This is a genomic window from Solidesulfovibrio carbinoliphilus subsp. oakridgensis (genome assembly GCF_000177215.2).
Classification (GTDB): Bacteria; Desulfobacterota; Desulfovibrionia; order Desulfovibrionales; family Desulfovibrionaceae; genus Solidesulfovibrio; species Solidesulfovibrio carbinoliphilus.
The window spans coordinates 1,532,938-1,552,995 of record NZ_CM001368.1 but is presented as its reverse complement, the minus strand read 5'-3'; the positions used below and the strand labels follow the sequence as shown (position 1 = coordinate 1,552,995).

General features: G+C 68.7%; 15 protein-coding genes. 5 read left to right on the top strand and 10 right to left on the bottom strand.

The window, feature by feature from the left end:
* Nucleotides 1-83: 83 nt before the first annotated feature.
* Together DFW101_RS06830 and DFW101_RS06825 are read right to left on the bottom strand one after the other, a co-directional pair.
* Nucleotides 84-905, bottom strand: a complete 822-nt coding sequence (locus DFW101_RS06830) for a PEP-CTERM sorting domain-containing protein (protein WP_009180776.1) — start codon at nt 903-905, stop codon at nt 84-86.
* 288 nt (nt 906-1,193) lie between these two features.
* Complete coding sequence (locus tag DFW101_RS06825) at nt 1,194-2,576, bottom strand: hypothetical protein (RefSeq protein ID WP_009180775.1); 1,383 nt, start codon at nt 2,574-2,576, stop codon at nt 1,194-1,196.
* A 617-nt stretch (nt 2,577-3,193) separates the two neighbouring features.
* Between DFW101_RS06825 and DFW101_RS06820 the strand changes: the two genes are divergently transcribed.
* A complete protein-coding gene (locus tag DFW101_RS06820; protein ID WP_009180774.1) occupies nt 3,194-4,414 on the top strand; it encodes a radical SAM protein in 1,221 nt (406 codons plus the stop codon).
* Nucleotides 4,415-5,305: 891 nt separating this feature from the next.
* Here the strand turns inward: DFW101_RS06820 and DFW101_RS06815 are convergent.
* The 3 genes from DFW101_RS06815 to DFW101_RS06805 are packed head-to-tail and all read right to left on the bottom strand — an operon-like array spanning nt 5,306 to nt 9,527.
* A complete protein-coding gene (locus tag DFW101_RS06815; protein ID WP_009180773.1) occupies nt 5,306-6,679 on the bottom strand; it encodes a sensor histidine kinase in 1,374 nt (457 codons plus the stop codon).
* Nucleotides 6,666-7,343, bottom strand: coding sequence for a response regulator transcription factor (locus DFW101_RS06810; RefSeq protein ID WP_009180772.1), 678 nt, complete (start codon nt 7,341-7,343; stop codon nt 6,666-6,668). Before DFW101_RS06810 ends, DFW101_RS06815 begins: the two co-directional genes overlap by 14 nt.
* A gap of 51 nt (nt 7,344-7,394) precedes the next feature.
* Nucleotides 7,395-9,527: a hybrid sensor histidine kinase/response regulator gene (locus DFW101_RS06805; protein WP_009180771.1), complete on the bottom strand. Its 2,133-nt coding sequence runs from the start codon at nt 9,525-9,527 to the stop codon at nt 7,395-7,397.
* A 205-nt stretch (nt 9,528-9,732) separates the two neighbouring features.
* Here DFW101_RS06805 and DFW101_RS06800 point away from each other — a divergent pair, with 205 nt between their 5' ends.
* Nucleotides 9,733-11,016 (top strand): ABC transporter substrate-binding protein, encoded by a 1,284-nt coding sequence (locus tag DFW101_RS06800; RefSeq protein ID WP_009180770.1) that lies wholly within the window; start codon nt 9,733-9,735, stop codon nt 11,014-11,016.
* A gap of 64 nt (nt 11,017-11,080) precedes the next feature.
* Here the strand turns inward: DFW101_RS06800 and DFW101_RS06795 are convergent, their stop codons facing one another.
* Genes DFW101_RS06795 through rnr form a run of 4 tightly spaced genes read right to left on the bottom strand, consistent with a single transcriptional unit; the run spans nt 11,081 to nt 16,819 of the window.
* On the bottom strand, nt 11,081-13,291 hold the full coding sequence (locus tag DFW101_RS06795) for an ATP-binding protein (protein WP_009180769.1): 2,211 nt from the start codon (nt 13,289-13,291) through the stop codon (nt 11,081-11,083).
* A gap of 4 nt (nt 13,292-13,295) precedes the next feature.
* Entirely contained in the window at nt 13,296-14,162 is an 867-nt protein-coding gene (locus tag DFW101_RS06790) for a substrate-binding domain-containing protein (RefSeq protein ID WP_009180768.1), read from the bottom strand.
* A 27-nt stretch (nt 14,163-14,189) separates the two neighbouring features.
* Nucleotides 14,190-14,603, bottom strand: a complete 414-nt coding sequence (locus DFW101_RS06785) for a hypothetical protein (RefSeq protein ID WP_009180767.1) — start codon at nt 14,601-14,603, stop codon at nt 14,190-14,192.
* Nucleotides 14,600-16,819, bottom strand: a complete 2,220-nt coding sequence (gene rnr, locus DFW101_RS06780; protein WP_009180766.1) for a ribonuclease R — start codon at nt 16,817-16,819, stop codon at nt 14,600-14,602. The genes DFW101_RS06785 and rnr overlap by 4 nt, the downstream gene beginning before the upstream one ends.
* 126 nt (nt 16,820-16,945) lie before the next feature.
* Between rnr and DFW101_RS06775 the strand changes: the two genes are divergently transcribed.
* Nucleotides 16,946-17,296 (top strand): hypothetical protein, encoded by a 351-nt coding sequence (locus tag DFW101_RS06775; protein ID WP_009180765.1) that lies wholly within the window; start codon nt 16,946-16,948, stop codon nt 17,294-17,296.
* Here DFW101_RS06775 and DFW101_RS06770 read toward each other — a convergent pair.
* Nucleotides 17,277-18,074: a M48 family metallopeptidase gene (locus DFW101_RS06770; RefSeq protein WP_009180764.1), complete on the bottom strand. Its 798-nt coding sequence runs from the start codon at nt 18,072-18,074 to the stop codon at nt 17,277-17,279. The two genes, DFW101_RS06775 and DFW101_RS06770, sit on opposite strands and share 20 nt — an antisense overlap.
* Before the next feature lie 130 nt (nt 18,075-18,204).
* On the opposite strand from DFW101_RS06770, the gene DFW101_RS06765 reads away from it, so the two are divergent.
* Together DFW101_RS06765 and DFW101_RS06760 are read left to right on the top strand one after the other, a co-directional pair.
* On the top strand, nt 18,205-19,578 hold the full coding sequence (locus tag DFW101_RS06765; protein ID WP_009180763.1) for a C40 family peptidase: 1,374 nt from the start codon (nt 18,205-18,207) through the stop codon (nt 19,576-19,578).
* A 39-nt stretch (nt 19,579-19,617) separates the two neighbouring features.
* Nucleotides 19,618-20,055, top strand: a complete 438-nt coding sequence (locus DFW101_RS06760) for a hypothetical protein (protein ID WP_009180762.1) — start codon at nt 19,618-19,620, stop codon at nt 20,053-20,055.
* Nucleotides 20,056-20,058 lie beyond the last annotated feature (3 nt).

Sequence of the window (20,058 nt, the reverse complement as noted above, 5' to 3'; positions counted from 1 at the left end):
GCCTGGTGGAGCGGGGGAGGCGGCGCGCCGCAATAAAAAAGGGGCTGCGCGAGGCAGCCCCGGTCAAAGGATGTCGGCCGGAACTAGCAGCTGCGGGCACGGTTGCGCCGGCGCATGACGGCGGCACCCAGGGTGCCAAGGCCCATGAGCAGCATGGTACCGGGTTCCGGGGTGGCGGCGATGCTGAATTCCCCGCCGTTGGTGAAGTTCGCATTGATGATGGGATTGTTCGGGTCACTGCCGTTGATCGAGGAACTGGTCAGGTTGATATGCCCGGCCAGCTCCGCCCGCACGATATAGCCGTCGGTCAGGTAGGAGGCAAGGTCGGTTCCGTCAGCGGACTTGAAGATGCCGGAGGTCAGGGTGTTTATGTCCGCGAAAAGATGGAATGTGCCGGTGTTGAACACGCCGTTGATCGAGTCGCTGTTGAGGCCGCCGCTCGGGGCGATCAGGGTGGCAGTGCCGATCTGGGTGCCGAGCGGGATAGAGGGGTTGGAGTAGATGATCTCAATGCCGGAAGCCGGGACGTTGTAGAGATAGTAGAAGGAACCGGGGGTCCCGCCGCTCGCGGTCAGGACACCCGTCAGAACGGGAGCCTTGATGGTGAGCAGTTGCCCGCCGCCGAGGGTGACGGTGAATATGTTGGTCAGGGCGTCGGTATAGCCCGTCGAATAGTCGGACAGGGCGGCCTGGGTGAACGGATCTCCCACGGACAGGACGCCGTCGGCGCCGAGACTTTGCGAAATCGTCGAGGATGTCGCAAAGGAGACGCTGCTGAGCGGGTCGGCACTGTTGACAACCGATCCTCCCGTGAACTGGCTGAAGTCCAGAATAAAGCTCGCCTGGGCCTGGGCCGCCATGGCAAGGACCATCACCGCTACCAGAAACTTGAAAATGTACCGCATGATCCACCTCCTGCGTGTTGATGCTCTCTTGGCCCCTAGCAACTAGTGTGCCGAGATTATTGGTTTGTTTTTATTGACTTTATTTGAAAATAAAAATTTCGGCCGCCTTTCTTGTAAGGCCGCTCGACGGCTGGTTGCCTTCCTTTACACTCTTGAAGCCTTCCTGGGGGCTCGGCCCCGGCCACAGCGGGGAAAGACCCGCAGGGCGAGGCGGTCGGCGGGGGTGGGAGGGCTGGGAAGCGGGGAGTTCCCCGCAGGGGGGATGGGGGCAGGGCCCCGCCGGGACCCTTACCGGCTCGCGGCCACGGCGGCGGTCGGGAAGGATGGGGACGAGGACAGGGCCGGGGGCTGACCGGCCAGGGAGACGAGGTGGCCGGCGAGGAGCAGCCGTTCCCGGTCGTTGCCGGCGGCAAACGGCAGCCAGGGGGCCACTTCCGGGGCGCGCCCGGCGATGGCCGCGATGTCGGCCCGGGAGCGGCCGGCCAGGCCGGCGCGGAGGTCGTCCGGGCCGCCGACGGCGTGGCAGGGGCCGCAGGCCCGTTCGAAAATCGCTTCGGCCTCGGTGGGCCGGCGGTCCGGGACCGGCCGGACCGCCGGCCAGAAAAGGTGCCGGCCCCCGGCCGCGGTCTCCCATGCCGCCGGGCGCGTATCGGCCGGTTGGGCGGCGTAGACGGCGTGCGCCCGGCGGCCGGGCGCGGCCAGGAATTCCCGGGCGCGCTCGAATCCGGCGGTCAGGGCGAAGGCCGCGATGAGTGCCGGAACGACCACGGCCCTGGCCAGGGCCCGGTCGCCGGCGAGATTGGCCAGGGCCAGGAGAAGGATGAGGCCAAGCCCGGTGGCGACCGTGGCCCAGAAGACCCGGGCATAGGCAGGGTGGAAGGCGAGGGCGGCGAAGAAGGCGTCGGCCCGGGCCTGGGCAGGGAGACTGCCGCAATAGGCGCGTACCGCCAGGGCCGCGGCCACAGTGGAAAGGAGGAGCCCCAGGCCGTGGAGACGCAGGGCATCCGTCCGGAAGTCCCGGCCCGCGTCCGAAGCCCGCCCCCTGTTCCAGAGAAGGAGCCCGGAGACGAGGCCGGCCCCGAGGGCCAGACCGCCGAAAAGACGGACAAGGATCCGGGGCCACAGGCCGGGGTCGAGAAGGGCCTGGCCGAGATCCTGGCCGCGAGGCCACCGGCCCGGCTCCGTCGGCGGCCCAAGCGGGCCGGCAAGCAGCCAGGCCAGGACCAGGCCGGCCGCCGGAACGGCCAGGAGGGCAAAGGCGGCAGGGAGGACCCGGCGTTTCGTGTGGCGCACGGCCCGCCACGCGAGGCAGCCGGCCAGGAGCAGGGCCGCCTCGGCCACGAAGGCGATCCAGTTAAGGAGCCAGGGCCAGAAATAAAGACGCAGCATGGCGGCCGGTGGCCGGGGCGGGGCGGCTCCGCTGGCGAGCCAGATGCCGGCTCCGGCCACCACGCCGCACCCGCCGAGGCCAAGGGCGGTGGCCAAGGCGGCGTCGGCCGCGAAGCGTTCCCACCGTGGGTCGCCCCGCAGGGAACCCGCCAGTCCGGTCAGGACGAGGCAGAAGAAGACCCCCGTGGCGATGCCGTGGCCGAGAAAGGCGTGGATGGCCGCATCGAGCCCGGCGAACAGGCCGTGGGCCGTCAGGAAGGCCTGCCATTGCGGAAAGTCCATGAAGCGTTCCTCCTCATCCGGCGGCGGGCCGGTCCGCATCCGCGTCGGCCTATGCCGTCCCTCCTCCGGCAACGAGGGAAGGGACTCGTATCGTGCATACACCGGCCGGCGAAAGAGGCAATGCGTTTTTTTCGGATAGCCGGTCCAGGAAAAGGCAATGGGGAACGAGAAACCGCAATTTTTCCAAATGGGGCTTGAGCGGCCCTGTTTTCTATTCTATAGAGGAAGAAGGGTGCGTGCTCCGGCTGTCCTGTCCGTACGCTGCATTTTCACGTCCCGGGAAGGAGGCGATGCAGTGCCGTGTCGCCGGCCCAGGTGGATTTCCGAGAGGGAGGCTCAAGAAACCCGCCTCTCCCGCTACCGTTTTTCGTCAGGCTGCCAGAGGCCAAAGGCCGGTGCCTTGGACAGGGAGGCCTTTGGCCGGGCATTTGCATGGAGCGGCACCGAGGCGGGAACCATCGGCCGCAGAACCGGTGGGGAAAAAAGGGCGCCGGCCGGGAGGCGCGCAAAGGGCTCGGATCTATGACGGCGGCATTTTGTTGTTCTCAGTGGGGCGGAAGGAAGGTGTGAAACAATTGGCCACGTAGCGCAGGCGAGAGCCGCAAGGGAGATGGTCCATGAATACCGGCGGGAAGGGCTTTACATCGGAACAGATAAAAGCGCTCCAGACACTCAACAGCAAGGAGCTGGTGCCCTGTACCTACCCCTGGATCAGGCTGACCGAAAAGGACGTCACCGGCGAGTACACGTTCTGCGCCTGGCTCGACAAGGACATCGGCACGGTGGACAAGGAAAACACCAGCCGACTGCTTGACGTCTGGAACTCGCCCAAGGCGCTGCAGATCAGGCAGGACCTGCTGGAGGGAAACCGCTCCAGCTGCCATCGGGACTGCAAGGTCGCCCACTTCCCCCTGGACACCTTTCTCGGCTATGAGGACTGGGAATACGAGGCGTTCGAAGCCCCGTTCCTGGACAATCTCCAGCAGGCCGTGGCGGACCTCGCCAACCGCAGGGCCGAAAGCACGGCCAAGCCGCTGAGCCTCGCCCTTTTTCCGACCAATGTCTGCAATATCCGTTGCCGGATGTGCAAGATGGAGAAGCGCTACGACGGCGAGGTCGATCCCTGTTATTTCGAGGGAATAAAGCCCCTGCTCCCGTTTCTCCACGAGCTGTTCGTGGCCGGCGGGGAACCGTTTTTCTGCAAATCGAGCCGCAACATCATTTTCAGCGATGCGGTCAAAAGCCAGCGCCACCTCTACCTCTCGACCATCAGCAACGGCACGGTCCTGACCGAGGCGGTGCTGGAAAAGCTGGCGGACCTGCGGCTTGGCCGGGTCATCTTCTCCCTCGACGGCGTGACCCCGGAGGTCTACAACGCCGTCCGCCGGGGGGCCGATTTCGAGAAGGTGCTCGTCAACATCAAGCGGTTCGTGGCCCACCGCGACGCGGGACGCCTCAAGGTGAAGATCACGGGCTCGAATTTCGTCATCCAGGCCCTCAATTACCGCCAGATCGAAGGCTACGTGGAACTGTGCCATTCGCTTGGCATCCGGGCCTCCTGCAACCTGGTTTTCGGCACCTCGGAACTCGCTCCCCACATGGACGACGTCCAGCAAAACGTGGCCAAGGCCCTCGAGCGGGCCGTCGCGTTGGACATGGACTACACGGCCACGAGCCTGCAGACCGTGCTGGAAAAACTGCCCGCCTACCGGAACAGGGTCCGCAAGCTCGCCCGGATGCAGCAGGTCTTCGGCGAAAGAAACACGGCCCGGATCCGGGGAGTGTTCGACCGGCACGAGACCATCAAGAGCGTGGTGAAAAAGTTCATTTCCGCCTAGGGCCACGACCATTGAAAATAAGCATCTTCGCTGGTTATTCCTGAAAAGGAGGTGCTTTCCCCTGGTCGCGACGCGAGCCGGCCGGCGGGTCGGGCTGGCCTGCCGCCCTTGGACGGAGGCCAAAAAAGTGGCCCCCGCCGGGGAAGCGGGGGCCGATCAAGGAGGGAGGAGAGAGTTTTGTGGGCCGTTCTGGCGTGGTGCGCGCCAAACCGGCTCAGGGTGGCGGCAGGGAGCTCGAGGGGAAGCCCCGTTTGCCGTTGGATAACAGATAGGGCGGGATCATGGAGTGGGCATGGCCGGTGCATGAATTCTGGTTAGGAATGCCCGATTCCCCTTTTTCCCCTGGCCAAATGAGAGCCCCCGCCGAGGCGGGGGCTCTGTCCGAGGAGGGGTGACCACAGCGTGGGCGGGAGGAGGACCGCCAGGCCATGGGTATCGGCAAAGGGGCGGGTGACGGCCCGGCCGGAGGGGGAAACAGCCGTTTCGCCGTCGGAAGGGAAGATAGCCCCCTCCCATGAAGCCGGGATGGCCGCTCCATGAATTCTGGTTAGGGAAAGACGCCGGGTCGGAAAACAAAAGCCCCCGCCGGGGAGCGGGGGCTCTGTTCAAGGAGGGGGAGAGCGACCTTTCAACCGTTTCGGACGGGAGGGACCATCCGGGCGGCAAAACGAAAAAGAGGGAGCTGACCGGCTGATGGCGTCGCGGCGGGCCGTTTCGCTTCAACCGATGGATACGTGATAGAAAACGATCATGGAGTCGGCCTTGCCGGAATATGAACGAAAATTTAACTTGCGCCGGTTGCCGCGCCGTCCTTCGACGGGCCGGACAGGGGACGGGCCGATGGTCGAGAAAGGCCGCGATCCCGGGCAGTTGGGAGGTTGGGGCGCGGACTCAGGCCGGAGCCGGCGGGAAGGCCAGGGTGATGCGAAGGCCCGGGTGGTTGTCTTCCAGGCGCAGCTCGGCCTGGTGCAGGCCCGCGGCCGCGGCCACCAGGGACAGGCCCAGGCCGCTGCCCGGCGTGTTGCGGCTCGATTCCAGGCGGGCAAACCGTTCGAGGACCACGTGGCGGTGTTCGGCCGGAATGCCGGGCCCGGTGTCGGCCACGGCCAGTTCCGGGCCGGTCGAGGGCGCGCCGAGGGTCACGGTGATGGCGCCGCCGGCGGGCGTGTACTTGACGGCGTTGTCGAGCAGGTTGGCCAGGGCCTGGGACAGGAGGTGGCGGTTCCCCGGCACGGTCACGCCCGGGGCCAGGGCCACGTGGAAGGCGAGGTCCTTTTCCTCGGCCAGGGGCTCGTAGAGTTCGGCCACGTCCCCGGCCAGGCCGGTCAGGTCGACGTCCGTGAAGTCCTGCCGCCTGGCCCCGGATTCGGCCTGGGCGATGGTCAAAAGCGCGTTGAAGGTCATGAGCAGCCCGTCGATCTCGGCGATGGTCTGCTCGAGCACGGCCCTATATTCCTCCTCGGTCCGGATGCGGGCGAGCGACATCTCGAGGCCGGAGCGGATGCGGTTTAAGGGGCCGCGCAGGTCGTGGGCGATGTTGTTGGAGACCTGCCTGACGCCGTCCATGAGCCTGACGATCTGGTCGAGCATGGCGTTTAGGTTCTCGGCCAGGCGGTCGAACTCGTCGCCGGCCCCCCGGGTCGGGATGCGCCGGGTCAGTTCGCCGTGCATGATCTCGCGGCTGGCCTTGTTGATGACGTCGATGCGCTTGAGCATCCAGCGGCTGGTCAGGAGGCCGCCCACGCCGCCAAGGACCACGGTCAGAGCCAGGCCCCAGACGAGGGCGTCCATGATCAGCCGCTCGACCTTGACCCGCTCGGACACGTCGCGCCCGACCACCATGTGGTAGTTGCCGGGCAGCAGGAAATAGCGCATCCGCACGCGCCTGGGCTCGAAATTTTCCGTGTCCTCCAGGGTGGCGTCGAACCAGCCCGAGCCCGTGTCCTTGAATTTGGGCCATTCGCCGAGGTTGCCGGCCAGGGGATTGAACTTCCAGTCCGTCAGCAGATAGACGCTCGATCCGGCCTTGTCCTTGGCCACGCGCGACTTGATGACCCGGATGAGGCCTGTCAGGCCAAGCTGGCTGTACTGTTCGGCCAGGCCCTGGATCTCGGCGTTGATGGTCTCGTCGGTCTGGCGTTCCATGAACCCGGCCGTGGAGGTGTAGATGAACCCGAGCAAGACCAGCACCGACAGGCCGAAGGCGGCCATGTGCAGGATCGACAGGCGAAGGGTCGAGGACCGCAGGAGCTTAGTTGGAATCACGCAGGCTGTATCCGGCGCCGCGGATGGTGGAGAGCAGCGGCTTGTCCTGACCTTTGTCGATCTTCTGGCGCAGGCGGCTGATGTGGACGTCGATGACGTTGGTCTGGGGATCGAAGGAGTAGTCCCAGACGTTTTCGAGAAGCATGGTTCGGGTGACCACGTGGCCGGCGTGGCGCATGAGGTATTCGAGCAGGGCGAATTCCTTGGGCTTGAGCTCGATGGGCTTGCCGCCGCGCCGGACCGTGCGCCCGACCAGATCCATCTCCAGGTCCGCGAGTTTAAGCGTGGTGTCCGGGGCGTCGGCCCGGCCCCGGCGCAAGAGCGCCTCCAGCCGGGCCAGGAGCTCGGCAAAGGCGTAGGGCTTGACCAGATAGTCGTCGCCGCCGGCCTTGAGCCCCTTGACCCGGTCGTCCACGTCGCCAAGGGCCGAGAGGATCAGCACCGGCGCCAGGTTCCCGGCCGAGCGCATGGTGCGGACAATGGTCAGCCCGTCGACGCCGGGCAGCATCCGGTCCACCACCACGGCGTCGTAGGCCTCGGCCGCCACCCGGTACAGGGCCTCGCGGCCGTCGGCCACATGGTCCACCACATAGCCCGATTCCTTGAGCCCCTTGACCATGTAGGCCGCGGCCTCCAGGTCGTCTTCCACAATCAGCACGCGCATGGCTGCCTCCGGTTGCGTCCCGTCCGGCCGGGCCGGGTCCCGGCCGCGAAATCAGGCATGGCCGCCGCCGGGATGTCTGGCCTCGGCCCGGGCGATGGCCTGGCCGAGGGCCGCGTCGAGGCGGCGCATGTCGATGGGTTTTGAAACGTAGCCGTCAAAGCCGGCCGCAAGCATCTGTTCCCGGTAGCCTTTGACCGCGTGGGCGGTCAGGGCCACCACGGCCGTGGCCGCGGCCTCGCCGAACTCCCCGGCGTCGCGCAGCCGGGCCAGGGTTTCGAGGCCGCTTATGCCCGGCATCTCCACGTCCATGAGCACGCAGTGAAACGGCTGGGTCCGCAGGAGGTCCAGGGCGGCAAAGCCCGAATCCACGGCCGTGACCACGTGGCCGCGCCGTTCGAGGAGCCGCTTGGCCACGAGCTGGTTGATGAGGTTGTCCTCGACGAGCAGGATGGCCATGGGAGGCGGCGGGGCCCCGGCCTGGCCGTCCTCGCCGGCCCGGGATTCGGGCCGGACGGGCCCGGGACCGGGCTGCTCGAAGGTGGCGGTGAAAAAAAACGTGCTGCCCCGATTGGGCTCGGATTCGACCCAGATCCGGCCGCCCATGAGCGCCACCAGGTTCCTGCTGATGGACAGGCCAAGGCCCGTGCCGCCGGCCTCGCGGCTGAGGCCGGCGTCGAGCTGGGTGAAGTAGTCGAAGATGTGGTCGTGCTTGTCGCGGGGAATGCCGATGCCGGTGTCGGAGACCGAGAAAAGAAAGGTGGCGGCGTGGCCGCGTTCCGGGCCAAGCGGGCAGTGCAGGGGGGGGGCCGTGTCCACGGTCACGCGCACGGAGCCGTCCCTGGTGAATTTGAGCCCGTTTGACACCAGGTTGGCGATGACCTGGGACAGGCGCCCGGCGTCGCCGACAAGCCCGTCGGGCGCTTCCTGGGCCACGGCCAGACGCAGGTCGTTGCCCTGGCGCGCGGCCAGATTGTCGAAAAGCCGCAGGCACGAACCGAGGGTCCGGCGCAGGGAAAAGGGAGCGCGGGCCAGTTCCATCCGGCCGGCCTCGATGCGGGAGAAATCGAGGATGTCGTTTATGATGTCGAGGAGCGACAGGGCCGACTGGCGGGCCAGATCCAGGTACTCGCGCTGCTCCGGGGTGAGATCGGTCTGGAGGGCCAGTTCGGTCATGCCCATGACGCCGTTCATGGGCGTGCGGATCTCGTGGCTCATGGTGGCCAGAAACTGCGTTTTGGCCCGGTTGGCGGCCTCGGCCGCCTCCATGGCCCGGGTCAGGTTGCGCCGGGTCCGCATGAGCTCGGTGACGTCGACCATGGCCTCGATGATGTAGGGCGCGTCCGGGAGCTTGTGGGCGGTCTTGTACATGATCCGTTCGCCGAACCGGGTCTTGACCGCGCATTCCCGGTCGCGCACCACGCCGGATTCCGCGGCCAGGGCCGGACAGACTTCCTTGTTGCACAAAAAGCCCTTGCAGGACCGCTCCAGGGCCTCGTCGCCGAAAAGCCGCGCGGCGGCCGGGTTCTGGTAGACCAGGACCCGGTCCCCGTCCCCGGTCACCCGGACCTTGACGATGGGAATGGGAGCACTGTCAAGGACGGTCGCCAGGTCCTGGCGGGCCAGCACGCCCTCGGTCATGTCCGTGGCCACCATGCGCAGGGAGGCGGCCCCCAGGGGGTCGAACGGCGGCTTTGGTTCGGCCGAGAGTTCGGCCCACACCCGGGCGCCGTCCGGGCGCAGGAGCCGTATTTGCAGGGTGCCGGCCCGGCCGGTTTCCCGGATGCGGGCGAGGTAGGCGGCAAAGGCCGCCCGGTCGGACGGGAGGATGTGGTCGGAAAAGGGATTGCCCGGCAGGGCGTCGCGCTCCCGGCCGAGCATGGCCGCGCCTTTCAAGTTGGCTTCGAGGACCGTGCCCCGGGCATCCAGGGTGAAGTAGCCGGCCGGGGCGAAATCGTAGAGGTCGGCGTAGCGATCGCGGGTATGGGCCAGTTCGGCCTGGGTCCGGCGCAGCTCCTCGTTTTGCAGTTCGAGTTCCACCTGGCTGACCCGCAACTCATGGATCAGCCGGGCCATTTCCTCGCGGGACAGAAGGCAGGGATCCCCGGCCGCGGTGCCCGCCAGCAGGGACTCGGCCCGGCGGCGCAAGGGGAGGGTCTCGTCGCCCGCGACGGAGGCGTTTTTCATGGCCGGTCCTTTCGGGCGCGGAAAAAAGAAAACAGCCGGCTGTCCCGCATCCCAAGGCGAAAGCATACGGTATTGCTCGGCCATTGGGAAGGGGAGCCCCGAAGGAGGGGGCTGGCCGGTTTTCTTTTGCCCGCTTTGGGAGTAGGTACGGAAAAGCGCGCGTTGCGCATTTTTCCCGGGCCAGGCCCGGGGCCAAGGAGCGGACATGAAGGGGCATGGGAACGGCTGGCAGTGGCGAAGTGGCATCCGGAGCGGACGCGTGGCGGCGGCCTTGTGCCTGATGATCGGGCTGGCGGCGCTGGCCGGCCCGGCCATGGCCCAGAAGGGGACGAGCCTGGCCTTCGGGGCGCTTTTGCCCCTGACCGGGCCCCTGGCCGAGCGGGGCAAGACGGCCAAGGCCGCCCTGGACATGGCCCAGGCCGACATCAACGCCTATCTGGCCGCAAGCGGCGGCGGCCAGGCGGCCTTTGCCGTGGAAAACACGGCCGGCAATCCGGCCCAGGCCGTGGAAAAGCTGAAGGCCCTGGCCGGTCGCGGCATCCGGGTGGTCATCGGCCCGGCCTCGGACGACGAGGCCGAAGCCTGTCTGGAATTTGCCGACAAAAACAACATCGTGCTCGTCAGCCCGTCGAGCGCGGGGCCGTTTTTGTCCAAAAAGGGCGACAACCTGTTTCGCCTGTCCCCGTCCAACACCTACCAGGCCGAGGCCGTCACAAGCCTCATGCGCCAGGAGGGGGTGACGGTCATCCTGCCGCTGTGGAACGGCGACCGCTACGGCGACGACCTGACCGTGCACGTCAAGGCCCGGTTCAAGCAGCTGGGCGGCGAATCCCTGCCCGGGGCCCGCTTCTCGCCCGACCGCAAGGACTTCAACGCCATCCTCGACGACATGGCCAAGCAGGTGGGGCAGATCCGCCGCGACCGCAAAAACGCCAAGGTGGCCATCTATTTCGCCGGCGGCGACGAGATCGTGCCCATCCTCAAAGGGGCCTCCAAGCGGCCGGAACTGGCGGCCGTGCCCTGGTACGGCTGCGACGGCACGGCCATGTTCGACCCCATCGCCAAGGACCCGGAAAGCGCGGCCTTCGCCATGAAGGTCCGGCTGGCCAGCCCCCGCTACGGCGAGGGCGGGGCCAACGTCTACGCCCTGATCGAGAAGCGCATCCAGGAGAAGGCCGACACCTTTCCCGACACCCAGAGCGTGGCGGCCTACGACGCGGCCTGGGCGGTCTTTTTCACGGCCCAGGCCGCGGGCGGGGCCGGGGATTTCGCCCGGTTCAAGCAGATGCTGCCCCAGATCTGCGAGCGGATGTACGGCGTGACCGGCTGGCTGGCCTTAAACGAGCACGGCGACCGCCGGGAGGACTGGGATTTCGATTTCTGGGTGCTCAAGCACGACGACGGCAAGTATTTCTGGGAAAAGGCGGCCCGCTACCAGTTCGAGCCGGGCACGGCCAAGGAGCTTTTCATCAGTTCCGGCAAGAAATGACGGCCCTTGCGGCTTTTGCGCCAAACGGCCCGTTGCGAGGAACTCGCAACGGGCCGTTTGCCTTTCAGGACGTGGCGTCCCCGTCCGCGTCCTCGTCCACCGGCAGGCTGACATAGACGTCCGTGCCCTGGCCCGGCCGGCTGTCCATGCAGATCGTGCCCCCCATGAGGCCAACCAGCCGCCTGGCGATGGCGAGCCCCAGGCCAAGGCCCCCGAAGCGCCGGGTGGACCGGGCGTCCTCCTGGGTGAAGGGCTCGAACACGTATTCGAGCTTGGCGTCGGTCACGCCGGGGCCCGTGTCCGTGACCACGGCGAGCAGGCGCCTTGGCCCGCCGGGGACCCGGGCGGCCGGCACCAGGGACAGGAACAGGGCCGCCTGGCCCTGTTCCGTGAAGCGCACGGCATTGGCCAGCAGGTTGCCGAGGGCCTGGGCCAGGCGGGCGGGATCGCCGGCCAGCCGGGTCGGCATGTCCGGGGCCACGTGGGCGGCCAGGCCCACGCCCTTGGCCTTGGCCTGGGCCGCGAAACGGCCGGCCAGGTCCATGGCCAGCTGGCGCGGGGAAAAGGACTCCCGCCGCAGGATCACCCGGCCGGCCTCGAGGCTGGCGTAGTCGAGCATGGCCACGATGACGTCGTGGAGGGCCGTGCCCGCGGCCAGGGCCTGGACGAGGCCGGCCCGGGTGTCCGGCGGCAGCGCCATCCCTTCCAGGTGGTCGAGGATGCCGAGGATGATGTTGAGCGGGGTGCGCATCTCGTGGGAAAGGACGGCCAGAAATTCCGTCTTGGCCCGGCTGGCGGCCTCGGCGGCCTTGCGGGCCCGGGCCAGGTCGTCGGCCCGTTTGTGTTCGGTGATGTCCATGGCCAGGCAGACCACCCCCTCGACCCGGGCCCCCGGGCCGCGAAGAAGGGCCACGGACACGAGCACCGGCACCGTGCGGCCCTCCTTGCCGAGGAGCGTCTTTTCCAGGCCCGTCATGCCGCCGCTGGCGAGCAGGTCCTGGACCGGGGCGCTGTCGAGGAAGGCGCACAGCGGGTCGCCCGGCGGGAAGAAAGAGGCGGCCGGCCGGCCGGCCGCCTCGCCCGGGGCATAGCCGAGCATGGCGCAGCCGGCCCGGTTCAGCATGGTCACCCGGCCTTGCCGGTCCACGGCCAGGATGGCCTCGTTCATGGTGGCCAGGATGTTCTCGAGGGACCGCTTGGCCTGGGTCAGCTCGTCGCGCGAGGCGGCCAGGCCCTCGGTCATGGCGTTAAACGCCAGGGCCAGGTCGCGGGCCTCGGCCGGGCCGGCGGCCCTGGCCCGTACGCCCAGGTCGCCGCCGGAAACGGCCCGGGCCGCATCGGCCAGCCGGGCCAGGGGCCGGGCGATGCCGCCGGTCCACCACAGGGCGGCCAGGGTGGAGAGGAAGGCCGCGGCGGCCGCGATGGCGGCCACAAGCTGGCGCAGCCGGCCGATTTCGGCATCCACGGCCAGCCGGCGGGGCAGGGCCACCAGGGTCGAGAGGCCGTATTGGCCGACCGGGGCCACGGCGAGGAGCGAAGCCTCGCCGGCAAAGGGTTCGAGCAGCACGGTTTCCTTCTGGTCGGCCAGGGCCCTGGCCAGGGACGTGCCCTGGCCGGCCCGGTCCGGCAGGCCGCGCAGGCTCTCGGCGAAAAGCAGGGTGCCGGCCGCGTCGGCCAGGACCGCGATGCCGCCCTCTTCCAAATGCAGGGTGAGCAGGCCCGGGGCAATGGCCCGCAGCGGCAGGGCGGCGAGCAGGATGCCCATGTCTTGGCCAAAGGGCGTGCGCCGGGCCTGGGCCATGGCCAGAAGCGGCGTCCCGTCCCGGGGGGAGTTGCGCAGCCCCCAGACCGTGCGGCCGGGCGCGGCCAGGGCTTCGGCCACGATCCGGTCGCGGGACAGGTCGAGGCCCCGGTCGGTGTAGCCGGGGCCCGAGGCGGCATATTCGCGCACGCCCTTGGGGTTGACATAGGCCAGGGAGGTGAAGGCCGCCCGGTAGCGGTCGAACAGGGACTGGAGCAGGTGGGGATTATGGCTCTGGCAGAACTGTTCGAACTGCGGGCTCGAGGTCAGAAGGGTCAGGGTGGCTTCGCCGTGGCTGGCGACGAGGGCGGCCTCCCGGGCCAGCCCGGCCGCGAGCAGCCGGATTTTCTCCCGCGCCTTGGTCTCCAGGATGTTGGCGGCCACGTGGAACACGCCGCCGCCGAGGGCCACCGTCAGCAGGACCACCAGCGCGAGCTGGCCCATGAACATCTGGGTCTTGATCGAGCGGTACATCACATCAGGGGGCGGCCGGTCTGCCGTCGCCGGGCAGGCAGCCGAATTGCGCCAGGAGGGCGCGGGCGTCGGCCTGGCCAAGGGCGGCCAGGAACCGGGCCGCCGCCGGTCCGAGCGGCGGTTTGTAGGCCAGGGCAAAGGGCACGGACAGGGGATAGGCCCCGCGGCCGAGGTTGTCGGGGGTGGGGGCCACGCCCTCGAAGGCCAGGAGCCGAAGCGGCGTCCCGGCCATGGCGGGCAGGGTGAAATAACCGATGGCGCCGGGGTAGGTAGCCACGAGGCGCACGGCCTCGGGCGTGGAGTAGGCCACGGCCTGGTCCCGGCAGTCCAGGTCCGCGAAGCCCGGGATGGCGGCGTCGAGCTTGTCGCGGCTGGTTTCGGGCGTCTTGCGGCAGACCGGATAGATCGGGCCGGGCGCGCCGCCGAGTTCGGACCAGTCCCTGACCCGGCCGGAGAAGACGGCCAGGGCCTGATCGGCGGTCAGGCTGTCCAGGCCCGTGACCGAGAGGTTGACCGCGAAGACGATCGGGGCCATGGCGAAGACCGTCTCCGCCAGCCCGGCCGCCTTTTCCTCGTCGCGCAGGGGCCGGGCCGTGCGGGCCAGTTCGGCCTGGCCCGCGAGCACGGCCTTGAGGCCGCCCATGGTGCCGACGGAGTCGGGCACCTCGATGGCCGTCTGCGCCGCGTCCGGGTGTCGCCGCAAAAAAAGCGCCGCCATGTGGCGCAGGAGGGCCTCGCTGTCGCCGGTGCCCGTGACCACCAGCGGTCGGCCCTGGCCGTCGGCCGCGCGGACCGGGCCGACCGCCAGGATCAGGCAGGCCAACACCGCCCACGGCAGCCACGTCCCCCGCCGGCCTTTGGACCTGCCCATGCCTTCCCCCCGCCTCGCTTCGTCTGTTCAGCCGGGCCGGGTCTCCCGGCCAAGCAGGTTGCGGACCGTCCGCAGCAGCCACCAGACCGCGGCCGTGGACAGGACGGCGAAGGCCACGATGCCGACGCGTTCCCGGGCCAGGCCGGCCAGGGCCGCGTCATGGAGCCTGGCGACGGGCGTGATGTCGAAGCGGTCCCCGAACCGGGCCTGGTAGTCGGCCACCAGCTCCCGGTACTGGGCGTCCGGGTCGCCCCCGACCGGCGTGTCGTAGGGCCGAAAGTCCTTGTCCACGGCATTGGCCCACAAAAAGGCCAGCTGGAGCCGCTCGGCCGCGATCCTGGCCGGGGTCGGCCAGTCCGCCGCGGCCGCGCCCGCGGCCACGGCGAGCCAGGCCAGGGCCAGGAGGCCGAAGAGCCGGTCGCGCGGGAGGCGCGGCGTCATTTCCGGCGGCGTCTCGATCCCTTGCGCCGGGGAGCCGGCGCGGCAGCCGGCGATTCACCGCCCTCGAGAAGGCCGAGGTCCACGGACAGCCGGCCCATGTCCACGTTGGTGAGCTCCACTTCCACGGGCTGGCCCAGGCGGAACCGCCGGCCGGTCCGTTCGCCGACCAGTTCGTGGCGTTCCGGGAAGTAGGTGTAGTAGTCGTCGGAGAGCGAGGACAGGCGGACCATGCCTTCGGCCATGACCTCCTTGAGTTCCACCCAGAAGCCGAAGTCCGCGATGGAGCCGATGACGCCGGTGAACTGCCGGCCCACCTTGTCGGACAGGAAGTGGACGGTCACGCGTTTGAGGATCTCGCGCTCGGCCTCCATGGCCACCCGTTCGCGGCGGCTGATGTGCTCGGCCACCTTGGCCAGCCGGGCCAGGCCCTTTTCCGAGGGGGCCTTGCCGGCGAAGACGCTTTTGAGCGACCGGTGGACCACCAGGTCGGCATAGCGCCTGATCGGCGAGGTGAAGTGGCAGTAGCAGGTCGAGGCCAGGCCGAAGTGGGGGTCGAGCTTGGGCGAGTAGGAGGCCTGCATCATGGTGCGGATGGCCAGCCGGCTGACCAGGAAGTCGAGGTCCGAGCCCGAGGCGTCGCGAAGGACCCCGGCCAGGTCGGAGGCGCCGGGGGTCGGCGGCAGTTTGAGGGCCAGGTCGGTGGTGGCCAGGAGCTTGAAAAGCGCCTCGAGCTTGGCCGGATCGGGTTCGGGGTGGACGCGGTAGAGCACGGGCGCGTTTTTCTCGGTCAGAAACCGGGCCACGGCCTCGTTGGCCGCGATCATGAATTCCTCCACGATCTGGTGGCCGAAGTGCCGGACCTTGCGCCGGATGTCCTGGGTCTCGCCCTGGAAGTTGAAAAGGATTTCCGGCTCGGGCAGGTCGAAGTCCAGATTGCCCCGGGCCGTGCGCACCTCGTTTATGGCCCGGGCCAGCTTCTCGGCCGTCTCCAGCATGGGCAGGACCTTGGCCATGCCGGCGCGCTCGGCCTCGTCGCCGAGCATGAGGGCCCTGTTGACCTGGGAATAGGTCAGCCGGGCCTTGCTTTCGATCACGGCCGCATAGAAGTCCGTGCGCCCGGGCAGGCCCTTGGGCGTGAAATCGATTTCCGCCACCATGGCCAGCCGGGGGACATCGGGGTTTAAGCTGCAAAGCCCGTTGGAGATCCGTTCCGGCAGCATCGGCTCGACGGACTGGGGGAAATAGTAGGAGTTGCCGCGCTCGAGGGCCTCCTCATCCAGGGCACCGCCTTCGGGCACGTAGTGGGAGACGTCGGCGATGGCCACCCACAGGGTGTAGCCCCGGCCGCGTTTTTTGACATACACGGCATCGTCGAAGTCCCGGGCCTTGGCCCCGTCGATGGTGACGAAGTCGAGCTTCCTGAGGTCCTTGCGGCCGGCGAAATCGGCTTCGCCCGGCACGTCGGGCAGGGTCTCGGCCTCGCGCAGGGCGGTTGGCGGAAAGGGGCCGGGAATGGAGTGGTTGAGCTTGACCAGCCGTTCCTGGACCGACACGTCGCCCTGGGCCCCGAGCAGTTCCAGGCCCTTGCCGGAATAGACCTTGTAGTCGAGCTTTTCCCCGATGCCGACGTTCATGATGTCGTCGTTGTTCGGCTCGGGGTCGTTCGGCGTCGGGGGCAGGTAGTCGACCATGAAGCTCATGCCGTGGCGGGAATCGGTCGGCTGGCACAGGAACAGGTCCTTGGCCATGCGCTTGATGATCCGGCAGGGCAGGGTCTTTACGCCGCGTTCGATGATGCGGGCCACCCGGCCTTCATGGTTTTTGTCCTTGCGCTCCCGGGTCACGGCGGCCACGACCTTGTCGCCGTGCCAAGCGTCGCCGATATCCTTGGGATGGATGAAAATATCCTTGCGCCGCTTGTCCTCGGGCAGGACATAGCCGACGCCCGAGCGGCTTATTTCCAAAATGCCCGTCACCAGGCGCATGCTTTCGACCAGGCCGTAGCCGCTCTGGACCCGGATGAGCTTGCCGGCCTCCTGCAGATTGTCGAGCAGGCGGTGGACGGCCTGAACATTGGCCTGCGCTCCAAGTTCGCGCAGTATTTCTTTTTCGGACAGGGGCTTGCCGCTGTCTCGGAAGATCCGCAGCACGGCGGCCGCATCGAGCCCGGCGCCCTGTCCTTTGGGGGATTTTCCCCGTCTTCTTCTTGCTGCCATGTATCCTCCCGGTGTCACGCTCCTCCCTCTCTATCCCCCGGGGCGGCGCGGCACAAGCCCGTGGTTGCGTTGCGGGGGGCCTTTGGGCCATGCTACCACCCTTTTACGAGATCCTTCGGAGGCGGTATGCACCAGTCGCCGTGTCGCCTGCTTGGCGAAATACGCTATCCTGACGAATATTCTTACGAACGCGTGGGCGAGATCGAAAGCGAGGCCGGCGAGGCCTTGGCCGGGGCCGTGGCCGGCCTGGACGTGGCCCACCTGGAGGTGACGCCCGGGCCCGAGGCGTTGTGTTTCGAGGTCTGGTGCGAGGCCTGTCCGCCCGAGGAGGGGGCGGCGGTCTGCGAAGGGCTGCTCGCCATCATGGAGGACGGGCCGCTCGGGCGGCTGGTGGTCGTACGCGGGGCGGACGCGCCGATCACGGTCTTTTATTTCAGCGGCGAGAGCCTTGACGAGGTCACGGTGGATCGGCCGTAGCCGCCGTGCCGGCCAGCCACAGGGGCAGGTAGTGCCGGGCGGCATTGAGCCGCGCGTCCAGTTCCCGGCAGCCCGGGATGTGGCGTTCGAGCACCGCCCAGAAGCGGGGGGAGTGGTTGAGTTCGACGGTGTGGCACAGCTCGTGGATAAGGACCAGCCGGCACAGCTCCCACGGCAAAAAGGCGATGGTGTAGTTGAGGCTGACCCGGCCCCGGGCCGTGCAGCTGCCCCAGCGGGTGCGCTGGGCCCGGATGGTGACGGCCGTGTAGGCGAGCCCCGTCTCCCGGCTGGCCGCGGCCAGGGCCGGCCGCAAAAGCTCCCCGGCCTTGTCCCGGCAAAATCCCGCCAGCGCGGCCGCGACCGCCGCGGGATCGCCGACCGCCCCGGAAACCACCAGCTCCCCCGGGCCGCGTGGGGCAAGCGCGCACCCGGGCCGGTCCTTTAGCAGGTAGGAAAGCCGCCACTGCCGGCCAAAGGCCGTCAGCACCAGGCGCTCGGGACGCGGCAGGGCCGGCGCCTCCCCGGGCACGCCGCCCTCGGCGGCCAGGCGCTCGAACATCCGCGCGATCCAGCCCCGCCGGGCCTCCACGGCCTGGGCCAGGAACTGGACCGGCACCCCGGCCGGAGTCACCACCTCGAGGCCCTGGCCCGGCAACATGCGCAGCACGATGCCCTTGGCCCGGGGGCTCACGCGCACCGAGACCGGCAGGGCCGGCGGCAGCCGCTCGCCGAGAATCCGGGCCGTCTCCGCGGTGTCGAGAACCGTCTTTCGCTGCATTGCCGCTCCCTTTCAGTCGCAACCGGCCGTGTCCGGACTTGTATTCGGCCGCGCGAGCGTCTACCCTCCCCGGGACCGGATAGTCGGTGGCCGCGCCGGCCGTCAAGCCGGCCCAAGGAGCTTTCCCCTCATGAATCGGATTCCCCTGCGTCTGCGAATACTTCCTTTTGTCCTGGTCCTCTTCGTGGCCTTCGGCTGCGCCAAGCCGCCGCCGTCCGTCCCCCTGGCCCCGACGGCCAAGCCCGTGGGCAAGGGCGAGGTCGAGGACCTGCGCGTCCTGCCCCAGGACCTTGCCGCCTACCTGCGGCCGGACACGGCCGACCGGCCGCTCATTCCCAAGGAGCAGGTCGGCATCCGCATGGAAGGCTTCCTGGCCGAGTGGACCAAGCCCTGGAAGATGACCAGGCCCGGCTACGGCCGCAAGGCCGTCGAAGACATCTTCCGGCGCTTTGAGAAATCCCCGGGGTATGGGGCCGGCAACCGGCCCAACAGTCCGGGATTCGCGGCAACCCTCCACGCCGGCGCCAATCTGGGCACCTATCCGAACATGGTGCGCCAAGCCGTGACCGTCAAAAACACCAATCTTCGCGGCATGCCGACCCAAAGCCCCCGGTTCTCCGACCCGAGCCTGCCCGGCGAAGGCTATCCCTTCGACTACCTGCAGCACACGGCCCTGCCGCCGGCCACCCCCATTCTGGTCACCCACGCCAGCCGCGACGGCTCCTGGCTCCTGGCCGAATCGGCGCTCACCTTCGGCTGGCTGCCGGCCTCGGACGTGGCCTTTGTCGACGGGTCCGTGACCCGGGAATTCATGGCCGGCAAGCTGGCCGCCGTGGTCAAGGACCAGACCCCCGTCCCCGAAGCGGGCCTGGCCGCGGATGTCGGCGCGGTCTTCCCCCTGGCCGGGCCGGCGGACGGCTCGGGCGTCGCCGTGCTCGTGCCCGTGCGCGGGGCCTCGGGCCTGGCCGAACTGCGGCGGGTGCGCCTCCCGGCCGGGTCGGCCGCGCCCATGCCCATGGCCATGACCCCGCGAAACGTGGCCGCCGTCGGCAACCAGTTCATGGGCAAGACCTACGGTTGGGGGGGCCTTGACGGCAAACGCGACTGCTCGGCCCTGACCCACGACCTCTTCGTGCCCTTCGGCCTCTACCTGCCGCGCAATTCCGCCAGCCAGGCCGCCTACGGCGGCTCCATCCCCCTTGGCGACATGGCCGGCGAGCAGAAGGAAGCCACCATCATCGAACAGGGCGTGCCCTTTGCCACCCTCGTCTGGATGCAGGGCCACATCCTGGTCTACGTCGGCCAGTACAAGGGGCGGCCCGTGGTCTACCACGACATCTGGGGGCTGCGGACCTTCGGGGAGAACGGCCGCGACGGCCGGTTGGTGCTCGGCCGGGCCGTGGTGACCACGCTTAGGGCCGGCGAGGAAGTGCCGGCGGTCGGGCCGAGCCACATACTCCTGAACCGCGTGCGGACCATGTCGATCCTCACCAGGCCCTACTAAGCGCCGTCCCGGCGGCGTCGCAGCGAAAGGAGGGGAAGGATGCGCAACTTTTTCGGGTGGACGAGCGTCTGCTTTGCCGGCGGCCTGTTCGGCGGCCTGGTCAACAGCCTTTTCCTCTGGATGGCCGGGGCCTACGGCTGGACCGCCGCCATGGGCGTGGCCATCGCCCCGGCCTGGACCCTGCCCTGGCTCTACCCGAGGCTCGTCTGGGGCGGCATCTGGGGACTGCTCTTCCTGCCGCGCTTCATGCCGGATTCGCTTTTCTGGCGCGGGCTCATCCTCAGCCTCGGCCCGACCCTGGTCCAGCTGCTCATCGTCTTCCCCACCCAGCTCGACAAGGGCCTGTGGGGGCAGGACCTCGGGGCCATGACCCCGGTGCTGGTCCTCGTGGCCAACGCCGTCTGGGGCTGGGCCGCCGCCCTGTGGGTGCTTTTGGCCGCCGACGAAGGCAACGGCTCCGCCCGCCGGCTGCGTTAGACC

Excerpts from the sequence above, each read along its gene's own strand:
- DFW101_RS06805 (WP_009180771.1), bottom strand. The coding sequence starts at position 9,527 with ATGAAAAACGCCTCCGTCGCGGGCGACGAGACCCTCCCCTTGCGCCGC.
- DFW101_RS06800 (WP_009180770.1), top strand. The coding sequence starts at position 9,733 with ATGAAGGGGCATGGGAACGGCTGGCAGTGGCGAAGTGGCATCCGGAGC.
- DFW101_RS06790 (WP_009180768.1), bottom strand. The coding sequence starts at position 14,162 with ATGGGCAGGTCCAAAGGCCGGCGGGGGACGTGGCTGCCGTGGGCGGTG.
- DFW101_RS06830 (WP_009180776.1), bottom strand. The coding sequence starts at position 905 with ATGCGGTACATTTTCAAGTTTCTGGTAGCGGTGATGGTCCTTGCCATG.
- DFW101_RS06785 (WP_009180767.1), bottom strand. The coding sequence starts at position 14,603 with ATGACGCCGCGCCTCCCGCGCGACCGGCTCTTCGGCCTCCTGGCCCTG.
- DFW101_RS06820 (WP_009180774.1), top strand. The coding sequence starts at position 3,194 with ATGAATACCGGCGGGAAGGGCTTTACATCGGAACAGATAAAAGCGCTC.
- DFW101_RS06765 (WP_009180763.1), top strand. The coding sequence starts at position 18,205 with ATGAATCGGATTCCCCTGCGTCTGCGAATACTTCCTTTTGTCCTGGTC.
- DFW101_RS06810 (WP_009180772.1), bottom strand. The coding sequence starts at position 7,343 with ATGCGCGTGCTGATTGTGGAAGACGACCTGGAGGCCGCGGCCTACATG.
- DFW101_RS06795 (WP_009180769.1), bottom strand. The coding sequence starts at position 13,291 with ATGTACCGCTCGATCAAGACCCAGATGTTCATGGGCCAGCTCGCGCTG.
- rnr (WP_009180766.1), bottom strand. The coding sequence starts at position 16,819 with ATGGCAGCAAGAAGAAGACGGGGAAAATCCCCCAAAGGACAGGGCGCC.
- DFW101_RS06770 (WP_009180764.1), bottom strand. The coding sequence starts at position 18,074 with ATGCAGCGAAAGACGGTTCTCGACACCGCGGAGACGGCCCGGATTCTC.
- DFW101_RS06775 (WP_009180765.1), top strand. The coding sequence starts at position 16,946 with ATGCACCAGTCGCCGTGTCGCCTGCTTGGCGAAATACGCTATCCTGAC.
- DFW101_RS06825 (WP_009180775.1), bottom strand. The coding sequence starts at position 2,576 with ATGGACTTTCCGCAATGGCAGGCCTTCCTGACGGCCCACGGCCTGTTC.
- DFW101_RS06760 (WP_009180762.1), top strand. The coding sequence starts at position 19,618 with ATGCGCAACTTTTTCGGGTGGACGAGCGTCTGCTTTGCCGGCGGCCTG.